A 20,486-nucleotide genomic window follows, 5' to 3' on the forward strand; every position below is an offset into this window, starting at 1 on the left:
GGGGAGCTTCATGATCCATAAAATAGCGATCGTCGGTATAGGCTGCTGTTATCCTGACGCGTATTCCGCACAGGGGCTTTTTGAGAATGTTATTGCCAAAAAGAAGGCTTTCCGGGATATGCCCGCATCGCGTTTAGACCTGGATGCCTATATTGGTGAGAGTGAGGCGTGGGATCAAATCACGCCGATTCAAGTCGCGTTGCTTGAGGGGTATCGGTTTGACCGGCAGAAATTTAGAATTCCCGAAAGCACATTTGAGGTAACCGACTTAACTCATTGGCTGGCACTGGATATGGCCGACAGGGCCCTGGCTGACTCGGGTATAGTATTCACTGATGAACTCAGGGAAAAAACCGGCGTAATTGTCGGCAATACGCTGACCGGTGAGTTTTCCCGATCTTCACAAATACGGTTACGGTGGCCGTTTATTCAAAAGGCTATAAAGCAGGCCCTGGCATCGCAACCGGATATCGACGAGGCGGCGGCGCAAAGCGTTATTTCCGATACGGAATTGCTGTTGAAGTCCCGGTTTCCACAGCCCAATGAAGACAGTTTGAGCGGTGGCCTTGCCAACACGATAGCCGGTAGGGTTTGCAATTACTATGACTTTAAAGGCGGCGGATTTACTGTTGACGGTGCTTGTGCTTCATCTTTGCTGGCCGTTGAAAATGCCTGCAGGAAGCTCACCGCCGATGAATGGTCTGTCGCGGTCTGCGGTGGTGTAGACCTCAGTCTGGACCCTTTCGAGCTGGTAGGGTTTTCTCGGGTGGGCGCCTTAGCACGAGAGGAAATGCGGGTTTACGATCGCTACGCAAATGGGTTTTGGCCGGGAGAAGGCTGTGGTTTTATTATTTTGATGCGCGCTGACAAGGCGGACACACTTGAACTGCCGATTCATGCCTATATAGACGGCTGGGGTATGTCGTCTGATGGTCGTGGCGGTATGACCAGGCCGACGGTCAACGGCCAGCTGCTGGCTTTGCAACGGGCGTATGGTATGTCTGCAACAGATCCGAAGTCGGTTACTTTCTTTGAAGGCCATGGCACCGGCACCGTGGTGGGCGACAAGATCGAGCTTACCGCATTGAACAAGTTGATAGACGGCGCTGCCGAAAGCATTCCAGTCGGTTCAGTCAAGGCTAATATTGGACATACAAAAGCGGCTGCGGGAATGGCGTCTGTGATTAAGTCGGTCATGTGTCTAAAAGAGAAAGTGATTCCCCCCACGACGGGTTGTGAAGTGCCTCATCCGGTATTTCAGGAGAGCGATATAAAGTTGTCGACACTGGCAGAACCGGTAGAGATAAAGACCCGAAAACCTGTTGCCGGTGTCAGTGGTTTTGGATTTGGGGGCATTAATACGCATATCGTTTTACATAGTCCGGATGGCGGGGTTAGATCGACCGCTCAAACAGGTTTGCAGACCGTCCTTAAAGAAAAGCGGGCGAATACCGTTGGCGGAGAATCCTGGCAGCAGCTGGCCAGGTTTTCACATGGCCATGAGTTATTTGTGTTATCGGCGCCAAACCAGTCTGATTTATGCGAGCAAGCGGGCGCCCTGATAGGATACAACCTGTCTTATAGTGAGCTTGCATCGTTAGCGAAGAAGCTGGCCGAAAGCTCCGTTGGAGAGCGCTTCCGAGCTTGTATCGTGGTTGCAAGCCCCCGTGACTTCCAGAGAGCCGTCTATTCATTACTCGACTATTTAAAAACCCGTACTCTGAATCCGGGGCAATGGTACGAAAAGGACTCTTGGGTGTGTGGCTGTGTCGAAGGGGCAGCTAAAGTCGGATTTATATATCCTGGGCAGTCCGCCCCCGTCGGGGTGAAAGGCGGTTGGATGCGAAGATTCTTTCCTTTTGTTAGCTCAACTTATGCACTGTTTGACCTGGTGCCAGACGGAGAGGTAGATAAAGGCAATACTGAGTGGGTTCAACGCAGTATAGTTTGCGATGAGATCAGTGGTGGACAGTGGCTAAAAGCTGCAAATATCAATGCTGCCGTTGTGGCCGGTCATAGTGTTGGGGAGTTGGCCGCATGGCACTATGCAGGTGTGGTCGATACGGAACAGATAAAGCAGTTGGTTGTCGACCGCGGCCGGGCAATGCATAGTCACACACCCGTTAACACCGGCATGATAAGCGTTACTGCACCGCGAGATAAACTTGAGGCACTACTGTGCGGGAAGGATTTAGTTGTCGCCTGTGAAAACGGAGCTGATAACAGGGTTATTTCAGGGCCATGTGCTGATCTTGAAAGCCTTACCCGGCAAGCGCTTGCCGAGGGTTGTAATGTGGTTTCTCTCAAAGTGAATGGTGCCTATCACTCGCCGGCAATGAGAGCTGCAGCCGATGCTTTTTTCGGGACTTTGGCAGGAACGGCTTTCACTGTGCCCACAGTGCCGGTTTTATCCACCATCACGGGTCGACCCCTTCGCGGTGATGACGATTTCCGCCATTTGTTGTACCAGCAGGTCACTGACGTTGTGCAATTTTCCCGGGTTATAGAACAGTTGGAAAAGGATGTCGACATTATCATCGAAGTGGGGCCGGGAAAAGGATTGAGCAAACTCGTATCGAAAACAAGCAATAAGTCCATCGTAAATATTGATGTGACAGACAAGTCGATGGAGGGAACTTTAAAGGCCCTAGCGCTCAGTTGTTGCCGTGGTGTGGATGTGGATTTTTCGATCCTGTATCGCTATCGCAGCGTTCCGCCCTTGAAAAGCCGACCGTTGTCGTATCTCTCCAATCCTTGTGAAGGGTTCGATTCCAGCCCCACAGACTTTTCAATCGTGGATCAACGGCGCAGGTTTGAGCGACAAGAAAATTACCGGCACGCCGTTGAGAAGGTTAATCGGCCCGGGCAATTGACGGAAAATGAGCAAAAAGCGTTTTCCGTCAATGAATCAGATGATGGTATGGTCATTTTACAAAAACTGGTATCCCACTTTACCGGCCTGAGTATCGATGCGATACAAGCAGGTGACAGGCTGCTGGATGACTTACATCTCAACTCAATAGCGATAGCCAATATTATTGTCAAGTATGCGAGAATCCAAAAAAGAAAGCTCACCCAAGCACCCACTGATTTCTCTGAGTCTACTCTGCAGGAGGTGGCGAATAAAGTCGCGCTTATGGATAGTGCTGGCGATGGTGATAATGAAAGCAATGAACTGCGAGAACCGGCGGAGCGTTGGATCGGCTGTTATACGAATGAATACTATCCTGTCGAAGTTCCTCAAACGGAAAATGACCCGACTATATATTGGAAGACGGTATATATCGGCGAGCAGAAAGATGCGCAGACACCCCCTTTCCTCGGCGATCTGATCGCTCCTTATGAAAGCGACCAGCTCTCGTATGGCGTTATTGTCATTTTTCCGCCCCAACCCGAGTATCGGGAGATTCCACAGGTTGTTTGCATCTTGCAGGAGTTGCTAGATCCCGCAGGCTGGGTGCATATGGTGGCCATTGATCCCGGTGGTTGTTTCAGTGGGCTTTTAAAAAGCGTCAGCAAGGAGCGAAAAGAGTTATGCTTTCTCCATTTCGAGGGACGAGTGGAGTATCTGGCGCAAAAGCATCTTGGCTGTTTTAACAGTGAAGAAAAGCGCAGATGGCAAACCTACCGAGTGAATGAACATGGTGAATTGTTGACACCCAGGCTAAAACGACAGTTTTATCCTGAATATAGTGAGCAGGGTAGAGTACCCAAAGGCAGTGATACTTTTATTTTTACAGGTGCAGCCAAAGGTATTGGCAACAGTTGCGCCAAATATTTTATTCAACGCTTTGGTTGTCGGTTGGCAGTGATAGGGTCGTCGTCTGAGGATTCCATAGAGACCCGCAAGGGGTTGAAGCGTTTACGCGAACACGGCGAAGTGGATTACTATCAGTGTGACTTAAGTGACCATTCTCATGTAAAGCAAACGATAGCTACTATTGAGAGGGAGGCCGGTTCTATCGATGGCATTATTCATGCGGCGGGTATCAACACGCCTTGTAGCTTTTCTCATTTAAAAAGTACCGATGTGCAGGATACCCTTGCTGTCAAGGCATCCTCTGTAGAATACATTACTGACGCGTTGGCTGCGCCGGAAAGCCTTAAGTGGCTGGTAGGTTTTGGTTCTGTAATCGCCCAGTTTGGCTTGCACGGTGAGGCCCATTATGCAGTAGCTAACGAGTTGTTGTATCAAAGTATTCGCAAGTTGTCTGTCAAAATTCCACAGTGTCAACCACTGGTGCTGGACTGGTCGGTATGGGCGGAAGAGGGTATGGCGCACAAAATGAACATTATAGACTCGCTGGTTGACCAGGGTATCGCACCTTTGAAGTCAAGTGAAGCCTGCTCAGTTTTCGTTGAATTGTTTGAAAGGAATGTCGCCAGTGACAGACTTTTTGTCAGTAGCCGTTGGGGCAGCCACCATACCCTGGCTGAGGAGCAGTACCTGCCGCCGCTGCTGCGGTTTCTTAATAAACCCAAACTTTATTACTCCGAAGCAGAGGCAGTTTTTGATGTCGATTTGTCTGAGCACACGGATTTATATTTGGCAGACCATAAATTGAACGGTGATTGCATTTTTCCGGGTGTTATGCTGCTCGAAGCAATGGCCCAGGCGGCGACCAGTCTCGGTATGGCTCACCCGATTCGAGTCGACGAAGTGGCGTTCAGGCAGCCCGTAATTGTCCAATCGGAACAAGCTGTTAAGGTTCGTTTTGTCGCACAAAAAATGAATTGCAACCAATATCAAGTCAGAGTTTTCAGCTCGACAACCAGCTACGAAATACTCCACGCCAGTGGGCTGTACTCCAGCATACTTGAGGCGGGCGAAGGTCTATGCCAACCTGGCTCAGACACAGATAAGGGCGCTTTAGGTATTGATGTCGAGTCGTTATATGAAAGCCTGTATTTCAACCGAGGACGTTTTCAGCGAGTCGATTCCTTTTATCAGTTAAGTGATAAAGCCTGTCAGGCGACCGTTAATTGTGTCGATGATTTGCCCTGGTTTAGCCGGTATATGGTCAGCGGTCTCCTGCTGGGTGATGCCGGGGCCAGGGATGCGTGTATACACGTATTGCAGGCGTGTATTCCAAATGAAAGAGTGATCCCGGAGTCGGTTAAAAGTATCTCCTTTATCAGGAATTACCCGTCGAGCGGAAAGGTATGGCTAACAGCGACGGAGGGTGAAGTCAGTTCGAATTTTATCGAGTTCAATATTGAAATATACAATGAACAGAACCAAATCTGCGAGCGCTGGCAGGGTCTGCGTTTACGTCGCATCGAGGCAATTCTGCACCCGGATACCCTGCTATGGTCATTGGCTAACGCCTATTTTACACGAGAGGCCAGGCGGCTATTCCAGACTTATGATATCGATGTCGCTCTGGTAAAGGGTGACGACAAAGCACGGCGAAAGAACTTATTGTTGGGGACCTTGAATATTGACCGCGCTACCCTTGTCTACGAGCACAGGAAACCACGGCTGACCGATCGGCGTGAAATCAGTTTTTCACACTGCCAGGACTATTCATTGGCCTGTGTTTCGAGTGTCGCAGTTGGCTGTGACCTGGAACTGTTTTGTCGGAACCGGTTTACAAGGGATTTACGTGAGGCTCTACCTGTATGGGCGCGGAAGATGGTGACCTTATTGGAAAGTGATTTCGCCGTTGATACAGACCATGCTGTTTTTATGGTCTGGTGCTGTTTTGAGGCTGTTTTAAAAGTTCGCGATAAAAAAGACGGTGTGGATTTTTCAGTGTGCAAAAGAGCAAAAAACTTTTATGAGTTAAACTCTCCTCAGTATTTGGGTTTCGTCACTATGCTTAAAAAATCTGATGAAGAAGTATACGGCGTTTCGCTTATCGGTGAGCGTACGACAGGGGCTGGGCCGAGAAGAGATCACTAAAGTATTTTAAAACCAGGTTTTTCTACGTGGCCCATTTTACCTATCAACATATAGTCAGCTTTCAGGATACTAATCTTGTGGGCAATGTATACTTTGCTTCCTATCTTAACTGGCAGGGAAGGTGCCGTGAAATGTTTATCTACGAGCACTCTCCCAGTGTTCTGGAATTGATAAACACTGATTTAGCCTTGATCACATTAAGCTGTAGTTGTGAATATTTTGACGAACTGGTTGCTTTTGACAAGGTAGTGATCGAAATGAATTTGGTCAGTAAAGTGCAGAATCGGGTAAAGATGCAGTTCAATTACTTTAAGAGCGCTGAACAGGGAAGGAAGCTCGTCGCCACCGGTGCCCAGGAAGTCTGCTCAATGTTGCGGCGTGGCAATGATTTGGAACCCTGTGCGCTGCCGGCGGAGCTGGAGAAAGCTTTAGATGCGATAGTGCTCGAAAAACGATAATCTGCCGATTTCCACCGGCGTTGTTTGTCAGAAATAGTCTTATGGCGGCTTTTTCGACATTTCAAATACATTCTGGTCCGGAATCAGGTTCGCGTTGGCTGTTGTTGAAAGAAAGAGTGATAGTAAGTGAAGAGGCTGTCTCTAACCACTAAGCTTTATTTTCCTGCTGCCGTTGTTGCCGGCATGATCGCCTGGTCAGTCTATGTGTTTCATAAGGCGGACTTGTCTATTTTCGAGTCGCACTGGATCAGTGCTTTGGTTATGGTTTTTGGCTCGTTTATCGCCGGCTCTACTCCCTTGGGTGGCGGTGCGGCTGCGTTTCCCGTTTTCACCAAACTGTTGTTGGTCGATGCCTCACAAACGAAAATATTTTCTCTATTTATTCAGTCTGTAGGTATGACATATGCGACCTTGTTCTTTTACAGTGCCGGTTTAAAGATACATTGGAGGGTTATCCTGTATCTGATGCCGAGCACTATCTGTAGTATGGCGCTGGGGATATCATTAATCAGCTTCGCAGATCCCACCATCAAGCTGGTATTCAGCCTGTTTGCACTGGCTTCCGGCATTCTTCTTATTCATAGAAATATCAATAATAAGGCGGGTGGCGACTTCGGGGAAGCACCGACGCCTGTAACAACACTTGTTATTGTCGGGTTTTTATCCGGGCTGCTGGCGTCGATTATCGGTTCGGGTGCCGATACATTGTTGTTTTTTATTTTTACTCTCTTTTTTAATAGGGATGCAAAGCGATTTATACCGACCTCTGTCGCCTATATGGCGATTTCTTCCATAGTGGGTTCTATTTGTATTCTGTTGCTTACGCCGACTGCTATTTCTGACTTTGTCAGTCATAGCTGGATCGTATCGGTCCCCATAGTCATGATCGGTGCGCCTTTAGGCGGCTATATTATGAGCCGGACTTCGCCTCAATATTTGTTTATTCTGATAAAGGTTCTGTTGATCACGGAAGGGGTGTCGACATTTATGCTGGCCAGGCTGTCAGCAGCGCAGCAAGTTGTAATTTTGTTCTTTATCGCACTGGCGGCGTATTATCTGTTTTGCCAATGTCGTCATGTTCTCCGACTTAAAGTCAATAAAGAGGCGCGACCAGATCCTTGATTAACCATCAGTAAATTTCCCATCAAGCGGCCCATCATGCTCTATTTGTCCCGATTTGCCGGCTCTGGTAAAATCGCGATCTCAATTAGCTTATTGATTTTTATGGCAATCCACTTATTTTTCGTCGCGCCGACAAGTGTTTGCTCCATAAGTATAGTTGCGGAGAAAGTTGAGTACGAAGAAAGTAGAGTACGAAGAAAGTAGAGTACGAAGAAAGTAGAGTACGGGGAAAGTTGAAAGAGTAGAAGGGTCTCTTTTGGGTTGGCCGTCAGTTGTTCAAGTTGTAAAATCAGTTGCCGAAGGTGTAAAAATGAGTAACCGAAAAAAGATCAAAGACCCTATTGCACACTATATCGGTCTGGGCGTAGCGTTTGGCGTGGCCTTTGGTGTGATATTTGGTACAGCCCTCGACGATACCGGGACAGGTTTGGCCATAGGTATGGCCTTGGGCGTAGCTATGGGGGTCACCGTCGGCACCAAGGTAAAGAAAAAACAGAAAACTGGGAAGTGAAATCTCACATCACATATCCAGGTATTTCACAGGCCGGCCCGCGATCTCAGCGCGCCTCTGGCGCAGTGTCGTGATGGCGCTGCCGGATTAACCATACCGCCACCGGAAAAATCGCCAGCAGTATGAGCAGTAGCCAGGACTCGGTACCGATAAGATAGCTGTGCAGCAGGGCGATGACCGCAGCAGGTATCGCGCAGCGGTGAACCTGCAGCGCGCGGTGGTTGTAGTGTTTTAGACGGGCCATGATCAGCCCGCAGGGTATCACCACCGCCAGTATTATCAACGCCAGCCAGCCCAGGGTAATCGACGTGCGGTAGTAATCTCCATTGACCACCGGCGTCAGATAATGCCACGGCACAGTGCCTGTCCTCAATGCCACTGCGCCCATAAACAGTGCGATATGGCCGGTAACGGCGGCCGCTATGGCAAGGCCGATGGTCCGGTGCAGATGCCTGGTCGGGCGCAGTGAGGGGGGAGAGGAAGGCAGTCGACGCATTAGCGCCAGGGTGACTTGTGCCACTATCAGTGCGGCGGCCATCATGCCCGACAACTTTGATAGCAGGTACAACATCTGTCCCGGCGGCGCGGGACTAAACAGGTATTGCACAAATGCCGCGCCGGCGTAGAGCACCCAGACCACCAGGGGCAAGAGCGCCGCGGCGAAAAAGGTCAGGCGCACGACTTTTTGCCGGCCGCGATTTTTCATCTCCATCTCCTTGGTACCGGCGGTCACCCGCGTTACTCCAGCGCCGCGATACAGCGGTTGGGCATAGTGGCACACCGGCGCAGTTGCGCCAGGGCTGCCGCTTCCGTGTCGGCCCGGTAGTCGCCCTGTGCGATCGGCAGTCCCAGGGCTTTCCAGCCGGCGATGCCGTGGGGTTGCATCACGTGGACATTATCGATGCCCTGCGCGGCGAGGAAGCGCGCCACTTCATAGCCGCGAAAGTCTTTGACGCAATAGGGCACGACAATATCAGCTGTGCGCAATTGCGCCAGCGCCTGTCGATCCATGGCCCTGAGGGTTATGTTTTTCGCTCCCGGGATATGCCCGCGACGGTACTCCGGCGCTTCGCGGGTATCGACAAAGGTTACCGAGCGGCCGGCGGAAATCCACTCCACCAGCTTGGCAATCGAAGTAACCGCTACCTTTCCGGTTCCGGCAGCGGCGGGCTCGCCGGCGTTGCAATCGGCATAACTGGCGCCCTCCTGCCACAGGGTCCGGGTGAGATCTGTCACCGCGGCCGCGGCGAGAGCCTCGTAGGCGTAATCGAAAAATGTCACCATGCAGGCGGTGTCGTCGCCGAAGCGGCGCTGCGCTTCGCGCAGATTGGTCTCTACCACCATCGCCTCCCGGTCGCCGGCCCGGCGCCAGGGGGAAATCTCGATCGTCTCGATAATAGCGTTGAGGCGCCGCAGGGTGCTGTCATGCAGACCATAACCGTCGAGCAGGGCCGCAAACGCGGACCGCCGCTCCTCGCGGGCGTAGGTGCCCTGCGGAACGGCAATGGTGATGGCGTCTCCGGTCGGGGCGCCGGGCGGCAGCACTGTCACCTTGCTGCCGGGTGCAATCAATGTCTCCACCAGCCAGATCGATGCCAGTGTGTCCGGTTCCTGGCTGCTCCAGGTGACAAAGCCGGGCGCCTCGGTGGCACTGTCATGGGTCTGACCGGAGCAGCCGAAAAACAGAGGTAGGGAGAGCGTCAGCGCCAACAGTCTCGCGACTCGTTTCAATTGCCAGCCTGGGCGGTGCCGGTTGCCGCGCGGCCTCCTCGATTCGACTTGGGTGGGTCCTGTTGCCCAAGGGCGCCCGGGTACTGCGCAATATGTCGTTGTCATGTTGGGTTCCTGCAAACAGTGGGATCTGCAGCCGCATGGGGTATCGATAATGGACCAGCCGCCAGCTTGTTGCAAGCTCCGGCCCGGAACTTGCCGGCCCGACTGCCCGCGAACTTTAGCGTTGAATCCCGGCTGATCGGGGACCGCCAACGCAAAAATCCGTGTGACTTGAAAAATATTGGCGCCTAAAAAACTTGCAAAAAAAATGCACCAATAAAATCAAGGGGATTGAATTTTGTGGCGCGGGAAAAATCCACTTTTAGTGTGTGGATTGATTCACAATCCTCTGCTAGGGTTTACCCTCTAACGATAATAAGCAGAGGAAGCGCAAACCATGAGTCGATCGACCCCATCTCGGCTATCCAGGCTTCGACCAATCAGGTGTCAAACGGGTGCCATCCGCAGAGGCCTGTTGAGTATCACCCTGTTGACGTTTTTGGCTTCCATGTCGTCTGGCGCCAGTGCGCTGGTTATCGAATACAGCACGTCGTTCCTGGGTGGCGACAGCTATCGCTACGATTACACGATCACCAATGACGCCCCCAGCGGTGGCGATAATGTCGGTTTGTTCAGCATTCTCTTTGATACGCTGCTTTACGACTTCAGCTCACTGAATATCGTTTCAGACGCCTCCACCGCCAGCTGGGAGCAGTCGGTCCTGGCCCCGGCCATCGGTGTGCCGGCTGCGTTTGATTTCTTCGCTCTGGACTTCGGCCTCGGCGCCGGTGAGACGGCGGCCGGCTTCGCGATTGAGTTCGACTGGCTGGGCGACCCCGGTGATCCCGCGGCGCAGTTATTTGAGGTTTACGATCCCTTTTCTTTTGCTCTGCTCGATGTGGGTACCACCATAGCGGCGATGGTACCCGTCTCCGAGCCTCGCGGCCTGTTACTGCTTTTGCTGGGGCTTGGCGCACTGCTTTACCGCCGCCGTGCCCGAGCTGCTGGTTAACTGCGGACGTTGGGCAAAAAGCCACAAAGCGAGTGTTTGCAATACGGTTTAGCCAGGCGTTTCCACAAGACGTTATTGAGGGAATATGATGTCTAAGAGAATACTGCTGCAGGTATCGATATTCCTGCTGTTTGGGGCGATGGGTGTATCTGCCGGCGCGCAGATGCTGATCGGCGGCTATGAGCTGGTCAGCCAGGAGCGTATCGACCGCAACACGTTTCAACTGGAATATACCGCGCAGGCCACCAATACCGGCAGCGCGGTATCCGATGTTTCCGCCACCCTGGCCACCACCGGCCAGGGGGTCACGATCATAGACGGGTCCCTCACCTTCGGTGATATCGCCGCGGGTGTCACAGTTACCAGCACCGACACTTTCGTGCTCTACGTCGATCGGCGTTTCCCTCTTGAGGAGTCCGACCTGCGCTGGAATGTGACGGCGGGCCGCTTCGAGGCCATTGCCGACTGTTCACCGCTGTCGGGTCCGGCGCCACTGCAGGTGCGATTTCGCTCGCGGGGGGAATTTACCGGCGGCAGTATCGTGCGCTATCAATGGGACTTCAACGGCGACGGTATTTTTGAAACTTCTGATCCCGTTGCCCGCGACTATACCCGTATTTTCAACAGTGCCGGTCGCTTGGAGGCCGCACTGCGGGTCACCAATAACTTCGGCGATACCGCGACGGATACCTGCACCATCGATGTCACCGGCAATGCGCCGGTCGCCACGGCCAGCGTCAATCCCTCCAATGGCAGCCTGCCGCTGGTGGTGCAACTGAGCTGCAGTGCCAGCGATCCCGACGGCAGCATTGTCTTATATGAATGGGACTTCGAGGGCGACGGCGTATTCGACTACAGCTCGCCAACCACCGGCACCACCAGCAATACCTACACCACGGAGGGCGAATTCGAAGCGATCTGCCGCGTTACCGACAACACCGGTCTCACCGCCACCGCGCGGGCGACCACCACGGTGATTCGCATCGGCCCGCCGGGCACGCCGCAGGTAACTGCCCAGGCCTCGCCGGCGTCGGGTTTTGCGCCGCTGCGGGTCAACTTCAACGGCTTGGCGGTTGACGAAGGCGGCTCCATCGAGCTGTGGGAATGGGACTTCGAGGGCGACGGCGTGTTTGACTTCAGTTCCGCCACCTCGCCGCAGACAGCGTTTACCTACAATCAGGGCGGGATTTTTGCCGCCGCTCTCAGGGTCACTGACAACGACGGCTTGACCTCCATCGACAACGTCGAGGTCATCGTCAACCTGACCGCCTCTCTGACTGTGCTCGACGACACCTTTGACCCCAGCGCCGGCGAGGCGACCACGGTCAGAACGACATTGAGCGCCACCGTGCCCGCCCGCGTCCTGTTGCGCGATGGGCAGGGCAATACGGCGGCCACCCTGTTTTCCGGCGAGCGCCCGGCCGGCACTTATGACGACAGTTGGGACGGCACCGACGATCAGGGCAACCCGCTGCCCCAGGGCGCCTACTATGCCATTTTAGAATATGACTTTGCCGGCAATACGGTGACCGTGGACCTGACCGACACCACCGGCGGTGCCCGTTACAACCCGTCGCGGACCCGCTTCCCGCGCTCCTTCACCCCGTTTAACGACGATCTGCTCGATGTCACGTTTACCATTCCCTCGAACCGTGGCGCCTCGGAAGTGGAAGCGTTTATCGGATTGTTTAACGTCAACACCCGGATCATTAATCTGCTCAACCGCGATCCCCTCGGGGTCGGGCCGCATACCATCGCCTGGGATGGCTTTACCCCGGAAGGCGACTTTGCGGTGGCGCCGCCCGGCGATCGTTTCCTGTTTGGTCTCTTCGCCTACACGCTGCCGGACAATGCCATTTTACTGGAGCGGGCGCCGGAGATAACCGCGCTCAGTGTCGAGCCGAATTTTTACGGTGCTTCCACGCCGGATTACAACGCCGCCAGCACCGCGATTGCGACCCTGACGTTCGATCTCGACAAGACCGCCAATATCGAGGTTCAGGTCACCAACCTCGATACCGGCAACCTGATTCGGGACTATCTGGTGCCTGCGGTTGCCGCCGGCGCCGCGCGCAACCTGGCCTGGGATGGCAAGGCCAACGACGGCCGCTTTGCCGAGGAGGGCGCATACCGTCTGTCGGTCACCGCTGTCGACAGCACCGGTTCACGCTCGCTGAAGCGCGCCGCTTTGGTAAGGGTTCAGCATTGAGTTCAGAGGTGGGAGAGTTGTTATGTCAGTAATGCTACGCACTTACGCCCGGCGACTGCTCACGGTGGCCCTGTTTCTGGCTGCGTTCGGCCTCGGGGCGCAGACGGTTTTCGGCGATCGCAGCGACGCGGACTTCGATGTCGCCCGCTATATCGAAGCGACCGTTGCGCGCTTGCAGATGGTGCGCGACGCGATGGCCGCCGGTGCTTTGCCGACGCGCTCGCAGCAGGCGGCCGTGCTGGCCGGCTACGGCCTGGACGAGCGGGATTATTATCTCGACGCCAGCCGCCACGCCACCCAGATTGCCGTCTATTTGGAGAATCATCCGGGCGATCGGGCGCTGATAGAGAGTCTTTCCGAGCAGATCAAAAACCTGGTCTCAGAAGTTGCTGATTGATCGTTAGAGGAGCAAACGCTCATGGGTAAATGGATTCGCCGCGCAAGAGCCCAAAGCGGCACCATCGCCGCGCTTATTCTGTGCCTGTTTGCGCTCGGGCAAATACCGGCGGCTTATGCGTTTCACTTTCCCTGGGATCAGGGGCACGACACGTTCAACCCCAATCCGCCGCCACCGCCACCACCGCCACCGCCACCGCCGTGCCCACCGTCCAGCGGCTCGCCGCTGCATGTCAGCACCGGCAATTTTCATGTGACCATGACCGATTTCAAAATTCCCGGTATCGGTGTGCCGCTGCAGCTCAATCGGACTTACAACCACCAGGATACGCGCGAGGGCCCCTTCGGACGCGGTTGGAGCACCGACTGCGGCGTGCAGGTCATACCGGTAACCGACGGCCAGGACACCGGTGCCATCCTGCGCATGGCGGACGGACAAATCTATCGGTTTACCGAGGCAGCCGGGCAATTTACGCCGGTGGCCAGTGCGGATTTTCTCGAATTGTCCCGTGACAACCAGGGTAATTTCACGCTCGTTACCCGCAGTGGCACGCGCATGGAGTTCAACGTCTACGGCTTTTTAACCCTGTGGGTCGATCGTCTGGGTAACGGCCTGACGCTGACCTACGACACCTCGGGTGTGGTGCCGCAAACCATGACCGACGCCTCGGGTAGAACGGTGGAGTTTGTGATCGGCGTCAATGGCAAGGTGGCGAGTCTGATCGACCATACCGGCAGGGTATTCGGCTACGAGTATGACAGTGCCGGCAATCTGACCGCGACAATTGATCCCGCAGGCGGCAGGACCACTTATCTTTACGACACCCAGAATCGGCTTACTGGCATCACTGAACCCAAAGGTAACCGGGTGCAAACCGTCACCTATGACAGTGCCAATCGCGCGACCAGCTATACCTCCGGGGCGCAGCGGTTCAATATCACCTATGTGTCCGCCACCCAGACCCGCAAAGTGGACCTCGACGGCAATACCTGGGTGTATAACTTTAACAGTGAAGGGGGCATCACCTCCGAAGTGGACCCGCGCGGCAATACCCTCACCCGCGCCATCAGCGGCGGTGAAATCACTTCGGTGACCGACAAGCGCGGCAATACCTTGACCTTCGAGTTCGATCCAAACGGCAACCGCACCCGCCGGATCGACGCGGCGGGCAATGTCTCGGTGATGACCTATACCGACTTCGACCTGATGGCCTCACTGACCGACCCCCTTGGACGCACCACCAACTTCACTTACGATGCCAGCGGCAATCTAACTCGCCTGGTCGAGCCGGACGGTGCGGTAACGACCTTTGTTTACGATGCCAACGGCAATATGGTTTCCACCACCAATGCCGTTGGCAATACCTGGACTTACACCTACGACCAGTTCGGCCATCAGCTCGCCGGCACCTCACCCAACGGCCGCACCGTAACCCGGGCGTTTGATCAGCTCGGCAATGTTATCTCGATTACCAATGCCGCCAGTGGCACCTCGACCATGGAATACGATGTGCGCAATTTGCTGGTGCGCACTGTGGATACCCTTGGCAACGAGGTGTTGCACGAATACGACGCCAACGGCAATCAGGTGCGCACGGTGTGGTCCGATTCGGAGACCACCACCACCTACGACAATTTCAACCGTATGGCCAGCACGGTCAGTCGCACCGGGGCGGTGCGGACCCGCACCTATGATCGGATTGGCAACCTGTTGACCACCCGCGACGGCAACGGCTATACCACGGCTTTTGAGTACGATGCGCTCGGCAACACCACGGCGATTATCGATGCACTCGGCGGCCGTATCGCGGCCGTGGTCGATCCCTACGGCGCGCCGCTGACTGTCACGGACCCATTGGGGCGGACTTATTCCGAGCAGCATGATTTTCGCGGCAAGATCCTGGCGATGACCACGCCGTTGGCGCGCACTACCGGTTTTAATCACGATGCGCTCGGGAGCCTGATCAGTAAGACCGATGCGCTCGGCAACACCATTAACTACACGCGCGATGTGCGCGGCGAGGTGAGTCGAATTACCTACGCCGACGGCGACCAGGTGAACTTCAGTCGCGACGCCGGCGGCCGCATCACCCGTATCGTCGGCCCCGACAGCGACTTTTCCTATACCTATTCGAGCGACGACGATCTGCTGTCGGTGGTGGATGAACTGACCGGGGAGACCATCAGCTACACCTACACCGGCGGCGGCCAGGCGGCATCAATGACAGATTCTGCCGGCGTGGTGACCACCTACGGTTACGATGCACTGGGACGCCGGACCACCATTACCCGAGCGGGTGAAGTGGAAGCCAGCCATACCTACGATGCCCGCGGTCGCATAGTGACCACCACCCAGGGCAATGGCAGCGTCACCCGCTACGAATACGACAGCGGCAGCCGCCCGATCCGCATTGTCACCACCGATAACGACGACGCGGTGGTGTTCGAGCAGTTGCTGACTCGGGATATCGAGGGCCACGCCACCCGCATCGCCCAAACCCAGCGCTACCCCGACGCCACCGTGGTGCAGTCGTTTACCTATATGACCTACGATGCGCTCTACCGCCTGCTCAGTGAGGAACGCCGCGACAGCGACGACCAGACGGTGGTGTCGAGAATCACCTATACCTACGATGCCAACGGCAACCGCCTGTCGGCCACCGACCTTGGCGGTGCCCAGACTTCTTACAACTATGACCAGGCCAATCAACTGGTTTCGGAGGCAGGCCCGGCGGGTACGATCAATTACAGCTACGACAACAACGGCAACCTGGTCAGCGAAACCATGGACGGCAACACCATTACCTACGGTTACGATCACGAGAACCGTTTGGTGTCTATCAATGGTCCGACTTTTACCACCACCTATATACTCAGCCCCGATGGCAAGCGCCTGGCCAAAACCGTCAACGGTATTACCACCACCTATACCTACAACGGCCTCAATGCGATCGAGGAACGCAGCGGCGGCGAGCGCACCGGCTATCTCTACGGCGGTGCCGTGGATGAACTGCTGATGAAGGAGGAGGCCGGCGGCAACGCCTACTACCATCGCGGTAATGTTAACTCCGTCTATGCGCTGACCGACCAGGCAGCGGCGGTGGTTAACAGTTACGATTACTCTGCATTCGGTGAGCCCCTTTATACAGAAGAGGGCACGTTTAATCCCTATCGCTTTACCGGTCGCCGCTACGAAGCCGAGGCCGACCTTTATCACTTCCGTGAGCGCATGCTTTCCACTAGCAGCGGTCGTTTCACCTCGCTCGATCCGATCAGAACCGATGCCGCCCGCTCGATCCGCGTCGGACAACTGCCCGACCCGCAGGTGCAGCCATCGTTTACGCCGTTGTTCGCCTCGCGTCTCGAAGTCAATGTAACCGGCATGGATATGGCCGGCTACGCTTATACCGGCAACAACCCGGCTAACTTTATGGACCCCACCGGCGAGATCATTATCTGGAATCCCGCCAGTGCCTCCGGCACCAGCGGCTGCTTCGGCAGCGGTTGCCTGTTGAGCGGCTGCGGTGCCAGTGGTTGCGGTGGCAGTGCCTGTGCCGGCAGCGGTTGCATCGGCAGCGGCTGCGGTGCCAGCGGTTGCGGTGGCAGTGTCTGTGTCGGCAGTGGTTGCGGTGGCAGCGGCTGTGGCGTCAGTGGTTGTGGGCTCAGTGGCTGCTCAGCCAGCGGCTGTGGCGGCAGCGGTTGTATCGGCAGCGCCTGCGGTGGCAGCGCCTGCGCAGGTAGTGGCTGTATCGGCAGTGGTTGTGGTCTGAGTGCTTGCGTGGGCTCCGGGTGTACGTTGTCGGCCTGCTCCTTGAGTGGATGTTACGGCAGTGCCTGTGGTGGTTCCGTCTGTGCCGGTTCGGTCTGTGGTGGTAGCGGTTGCGGGGCCAGCGCTTGTGTCGGTAGTCTCTGTGGTGCTTCGACCTGCCAGGGTTCCGCCTGCCTGCAATCGTCGGGCTGTGCCGGCAGTTTGTGTGGTGGCCAGAGCGGTTGTGCCGGTCCCGGCAATTGCCCGCCGGACCCGCCCGATTGTTCTTGAGTAGAGACCTGGTGATGGTTAGCGTTTACAACAGGGCGTCAAGGCCGGTCCATGCTTAAGCGGGAGCACTATATCGATTGGCTACCGGGCCTGTCGGCGCTGATGCGGCGCCTCTCTGCCGCGCTGGCGGGGCAAGGCGGATCACCGCACCACAAGAACCTCCTGTTGTTGGCGGTATTGGCGGTATTTTTATTACCGGCGCTGCTGATGAGCGTACTGGATACCGCGTTGCCCTATAGCAGCGACGCCGCCTTGTTGGGCTGGCCGCTACTGGCAATCGGCGATATGCCGCGCGGCTGGATCAGTATCGGCGTCGCCCCGGTCGGCCTGATTGCTATCGGTGCGGCGCCGATTGGTGTGGTGTCGCTCGGCGGCCTGGCGCTGGGCCTGGTGTCGCTCGGCGGTATCGGTGTCGGGCTGCTGATGGCGGTTGGGGGTGTTGCAGTTGGCCCCTACGCGCTGGGGGGTATCAGTGTGGGACTTTACGCTGGGGGTGGTTGCGCATTGGGTTACTTTTATGCCGATGGCCGGCAGTACGAGAAATTGCTCTGACGCTTTGGGTGGGGCAGACAACGACAACAAGACAAATCGAGCAAAACGGAAATCGCGCTGACCATGAGTTCAGACAGCAGTTTGGCTGAAACTCGTTACTACACGATCAAAGCCTGGTGTCTGCTTGCAGCCGCCACGGTTGCCTATGGCTGTGTCAATGGCGCGCTGGGCACTTTTTCATTTCCCTCGCAACGGTTTCTCGGGTTTTTTGCCACCGCATTGCTGCTGGTAGCCGCCGCCGGTTTTGGTATTTCGCTGCGGGTGTCCCTGGCCGCTTTTGTGACGGCGGTGATCGCTGCACTTGCCACCACCGATCTGGCGATATGGAGTCTGTGCATCACGCTGGTGCTTGCTTGTCTGGCTTACGACGCCCGCGGCCAGCGCCTGGGCGAGTTGCTCGGGGCATTGGCGATCGGCGGGGTGCTGATAGCGTTTGCGGCTTTGTTGCTCGGACATCTGCCGGCTGCCTGGCGGGTTTATGTCGATGCCAGTGTGGCGCTGTCGTCGTGGCTCGCCGGTATCAGTGGCGCGCCGCACAATCTCGGTCCGTCCGCTGCCGGTAGCGGACTTATGCTTGTCTTTACGGCGATATGCGCAGGCTTTCTGCTGCGTGCACGTCGCGCGACGGATGTCCTGTTGGTCTTGGTTGCCCTGTTGATCGGCCTGGTCGCCCTGGTCGGCTTTTTGTCGATCGTGGTGTTGTACTGGCCGCTTTGGGTAAGCGGGCTGCTGGAGTGGCTCGATCCCCAGGCAGCATTCCAGGCCAGCCGGCGCGACCCGGCGGCGGTGGCGCTGCACGCGCCGCTGGCGTTGTTGGTGCTGCTGTTATTGCCGGTCGGGTTATTGCCGGCTGTGCAACTGCGGCCACTGCCGGGCCGTTTTCTGTCGCCCTGGCCGGGGGCGCTGCTGGGTGTTGTCCTGGCCTGGTTGATGACGCCGTTTTTTCCGACCGCACCGGCCAAAGAAACCGGGGTGCTGTTTTATAACAAGGGTATGCTGGACTGGCGCGTGCCCCGCAACGGCGCCTTCGGCTTGCAGCAGGCCGGGATGTTTGGTCTGTTTCCCCAATACCTGCAGGCGGCCGGTTACCGCACCCACCGGCTGTCGAAAATGGGGCGGATTACGCCGCAGTCGTTGGCACAGAACCAGGTGCTGGTCATTATCAATCCCACAGAGATGTTTTCAGCGCAGGAGCGTCAGGCTGTCTGGTCTTTTGTCGAGGCGGGCGGCGGACTGCTGGTGATGGGTGATCACACCGATCTGGCCGGTATGATGGCGCCGCTCAACACGCTGCTGGCGCCGGTGGATATTGCCTACCGCTTCGACTCCGCTTTCTCCATCCGGCAATGGCGGACGGACTATGAGATTTTCCCGCATCCGCTGACCCGGCGCCTGGACTGGTCCAATGAGTTGTTGCGACACAGCACGGGCGCGTCGCTCGCCCTGGGTGGTGGTGCGTTCCCACTGGTCTCGGGTAAGTTTGCGTTCTCTGATTACGGGGTCAGGGAAAACGAAGCCAATGGTTACCTGGGTGACTACCGCTATCAGACCAGCGAACTGTTGGGCGATGTGGTGATTGTCGCGGGCGCAACCTACGGGCGCGGGCGCGTGTTGGTATTCGGCGATACCTCCGCGTTTCAAAATATCGCCATCTATAATTCCGCGCCGTTTATTGTCGATGCGTTTGACTATTTATCGACGCCCGCCAGCGGCTCGATCGCCTGGCCGCGCTCGCTGCCGCTGCTGGTGTTGCTGCTACTTGTGGCAAGCTATCTGGTGCTGGCGCGCTGGCGTCCGTTAGCCGTGGCGGCGACGGCACTGGCGGTGGTATTGACCGCCGCCGGCCTGCGCTGGTGGACAGCGGCGCCGCTGCGTTTCGACCACCAGCGCCTGGCGCTGATCGAAGCCACCCAACTCAACCGTTTTGCACTCGCCCACTGGCAGCGCGACTCGATCGGCGGCCTCGCCGTCAACCTGTCCCGCGCCGGTTACCTGCCACTGATTCTGCGCAGCGGTGACTGGGATTATCTGCAACGCGCGCGGTTGTTGATCTCGATCGCGCCGGGCAAAACCTACACAGCGGCGCAGCGGCAACGCCTTCGCGATTTTATGACCGGTGGCGGCGGTTATCTGGTCGGTGTCGGTTGGGAGGAGCGCCACGCGGTTGCCCCTTTTCTCCGCGAGTTGGATTTCACTATCGGGCCGGCGCCGCTGGGGCCGGTACCGGTACGGCTGAAAACCGAAGACCCGCAACTGATTGGCGAACTGCGCCGCCGGCCGCAGTTTCACGAGGCCTGGCCGCTGGCGGGGGAGACGCCTTTCGACGAGGTGTTGTACGAGGACCTGGGTTATGTGATTGCCGCGCAGCGGCGCATCGGCGCCGGCAAGGCGGTGGTGATTGCCGACAGTTACTTTTTGATGGACAGGGCCCTGGAGGAGGAAAACGCCTGGTGGCCCGGCAATATTCTGTTCGTGCAGGCGTTGCTGCGCGACCTGGCTGAGTGAGGAC

12 protein-coding genes are annotated in these 20,486 nt (G+C 56.2%); 10 read left to right on the forward strand and 2 right to left on the reverse strand.

What is annotated here, in order from left to right:
• Positions 1-10 precede the first annotated feature (10 nt).
• From FKG94_RS01000 to FKG94_RS01015, 4 genes are all read left to right on the forward strand, one after another.
• Entirely contained in the window at positions 11-5,905 is a 5,895-nt protein-coding gene (locus tag FKG94_RS01000; RefSeq protein ID WP_142902314.1) for a type I polyketide synthase, read from the forward strand.
• Positions 5,906-5,931: 26 nt separating this feature from the next.
• The gene (locus FKG94_RS01005; RefSeq protein WP_142902315.1) at positions 5,932-6,363 is read left to right on the forward strand and encodes an acyl-CoA thioesterase; all 432 of its coding nucleotides are present in this window, start codon (positions 5,932-5,934) and stop codon (positions 6,361-6,363) included.
• Positions 6,364-6,489: 126 nt separating this feature from the next.
• Positions 6,490-7,485: a sulfite exporter TauE/SafE family protein gene (locus FKG94_RS01010; RefSeq protein ID WP_142902316.1), complete on the forward strand. Its 996-nt coding sequence runs from the start codon at positions 6,490-6,492 to the stop codon at positions 7,483-7,485.
• 310 nt (positions 7,486-7,795) lie between these two features.
• On the forward strand, positions 7,796-7,996 hold the full coding sequence (locus FKG94_RS01015; protein WP_142902317.1) for a glycine zipper domain-containing protein: 201 nt from the start codon (positions 7,796-7,798) through the stop codon (positions 7,994-7,996).
• A 46-nt stretch (positions 7,997-8,042) separates the two neighbouring features.
• On the opposite strand, the gene FKG94_RS01020 is transcribed toward FKG94_RS01015, so the two are convergent.
• Entirely contained in the window at positions 8,043-8,702 is a 660-nt protein-coding gene (locus tag FKG94_RS01020; protein WP_142902318.1) for a hypothetical protein, read from the reverse strand.
• A 32-nt stretch (positions 8,703-8,734) separates the two neighbouring features.
• Positions 8,735-9,727: a chromate resistance protein ChrB domain-containing protein gene (locus FKG94_RS01025; RefSeq protein WP_179957422.1), complete on the reverse strand. Its 993-nt coding sequence runs from the start codon at positions 9,725-9,727 to the stop codon at positions 8,735-8,737.
• Between the two features lie 517 nt (positions 9,728-10,244).
• On the opposite strand from FKG94_RS01025, the gene FKG94_RS01030 reads away from it, so the two are divergent.
• The 6 genes from FKG94_RS01030 to FKG94_RS01055 all read left to right on the forward strand — a co-directional run bounded on the left by FKG94_RS01030 (position 10,245) and on the right by FKG94_RS01055 (position 20,482).
• Positions 10,245-10,781 (forward strand): PEP-CTERM sorting domain-containing protein, encoded by a 537-nt coding sequence (locus FKG94_RS01030; RefSeq protein WP_179957423.1) that lies wholly within the window; start codon positions 10,245-10,247, stop codon positions 10,779-10,781.
• Between the two features lie 88 nt (positions 10,782-10,869).
• Complete coding sequence (locus tag FKG94_RS01035; protein ID WP_179957424.1) at positions 10,870-12,990, forward strand: PKD domain-containing protein; 2,121 nt, start codon at positions 10,870-10,872, stop codon at positions 12,988-12,990.
• A 22-nt stretch (positions 12,991-13,012) separates the two neighbouring features.
• Positions 13,013-13,387 carry a hypothetical protein gene (locus FKG94_RS01040; protein WP_142902322.1) on the forward strand — a complete coding sequence of 125 codons (375 nt, stop codon included), beginning with the start codon at positions 13,013-13,015 and terminating at the stop codon, positions 13,385-13,387.
• A gap of 21 nt (positions 13,388-13,408) precedes the next feature.
• Positions 13,409-17,425 (forward strand): DUF6531 domain-containing protein, encoded by a 4,017-nt coding sequence (locus tag FKG94_RS01045; RefSeq protein ID WP_142902323.1) that lies wholly within the window; start codon positions 13,409-13,411, stop codon positions 17,423-17,425.
• A gap of 51 nt (positions 17,426-17,476) precedes the next feature.
• A complete protein-coding gene (locus FKG94_RS01050; protein ID WP_142902324.1) occupies positions 17,477-17,977 on the forward strand; it encodes a hypothetical protein in 501 nt (166 codons plus the stop codon).
• Positions 17,978-18,040: 63 nt separating this feature from the next.
• Entirely contained in the window at positions 18,041-20,482 is a 2,442-nt protein-coding gene (locus FKG94_RS01055; RefSeq protein WP_142902325.1) for a DUF4350 domain-containing protein, read from the forward strand.
• Positions 20,483-20,486 lie beyond the last annotated feature (4 nt).

This window comes from Exilibacterium tricleocarpae (assembly GCF_007004655.1).
Lineage (GTDB): Bacteria > Pseudomonadota > Gammaproteobacteria > Pseudomonadales > Cellvibrionaceae > Exilibacterium > Exilibacterium tricleocarpae.

Bases quoted from the DNA above. Each gene is read 5' to 3' on its own strand.
- FKG94_RS01040 (WP_142902322.1), top strand. From the start codon at position 13,013: ATGTCAGTAATGCTACGCACTTACGCCCGGCGACTGCTCACGGTGGCC.
- FKG94_RS01055 (WP_142902325.1), top strand. From the start codon at position 18,041: ATGAGTTCAGACAGCAGTTTGGCTGAAACTCGTTACTACACGATCAAA.
- FKG94_RS01050 (WP_142902324.1), top strand. From the start codon at position 17,477: ATGCTTAAGCGGGAGCACTATATCGATTGGCTACCGGGCCTGTCGGCG.
- FKG94_RS01015 (WP_142902317.1), top strand. From the start codon at position 7,796: ATGAGTAACCGAAAAAAGATCAAAGACCCTATTGCACACTATATCGGT.
- FKG94_RS01020 (WP_142902318.1), bottom strand. From the start codon at position 8,702: ATGAAAAATCGCGGCCGGCAAAAAGTCGTGCGCCTGACCTTTTTCGCC.
- FKG94_RS01000 (WP_142902314.1), top strand. From the start codon at position 11: ATGATCCATAAAATAGCGATCGTCGGTATAGGCTGCTGTTATCCTGAC.
- FKG94_RS01035 (WP_179957424.1), top strand. From the start codon at position 10,870: ATGTCTAAGAGAATACTGCTGCAGGTATCGATATTCCTGCTGTTTGGG.
- FKG94_RS01045 (WP_142902323.1), top strand. From the start codon at position 13,409: ATGGGTAAATGGATTCGCCGCGCAAGAGCCCAAAGCGGCACCATCGCC.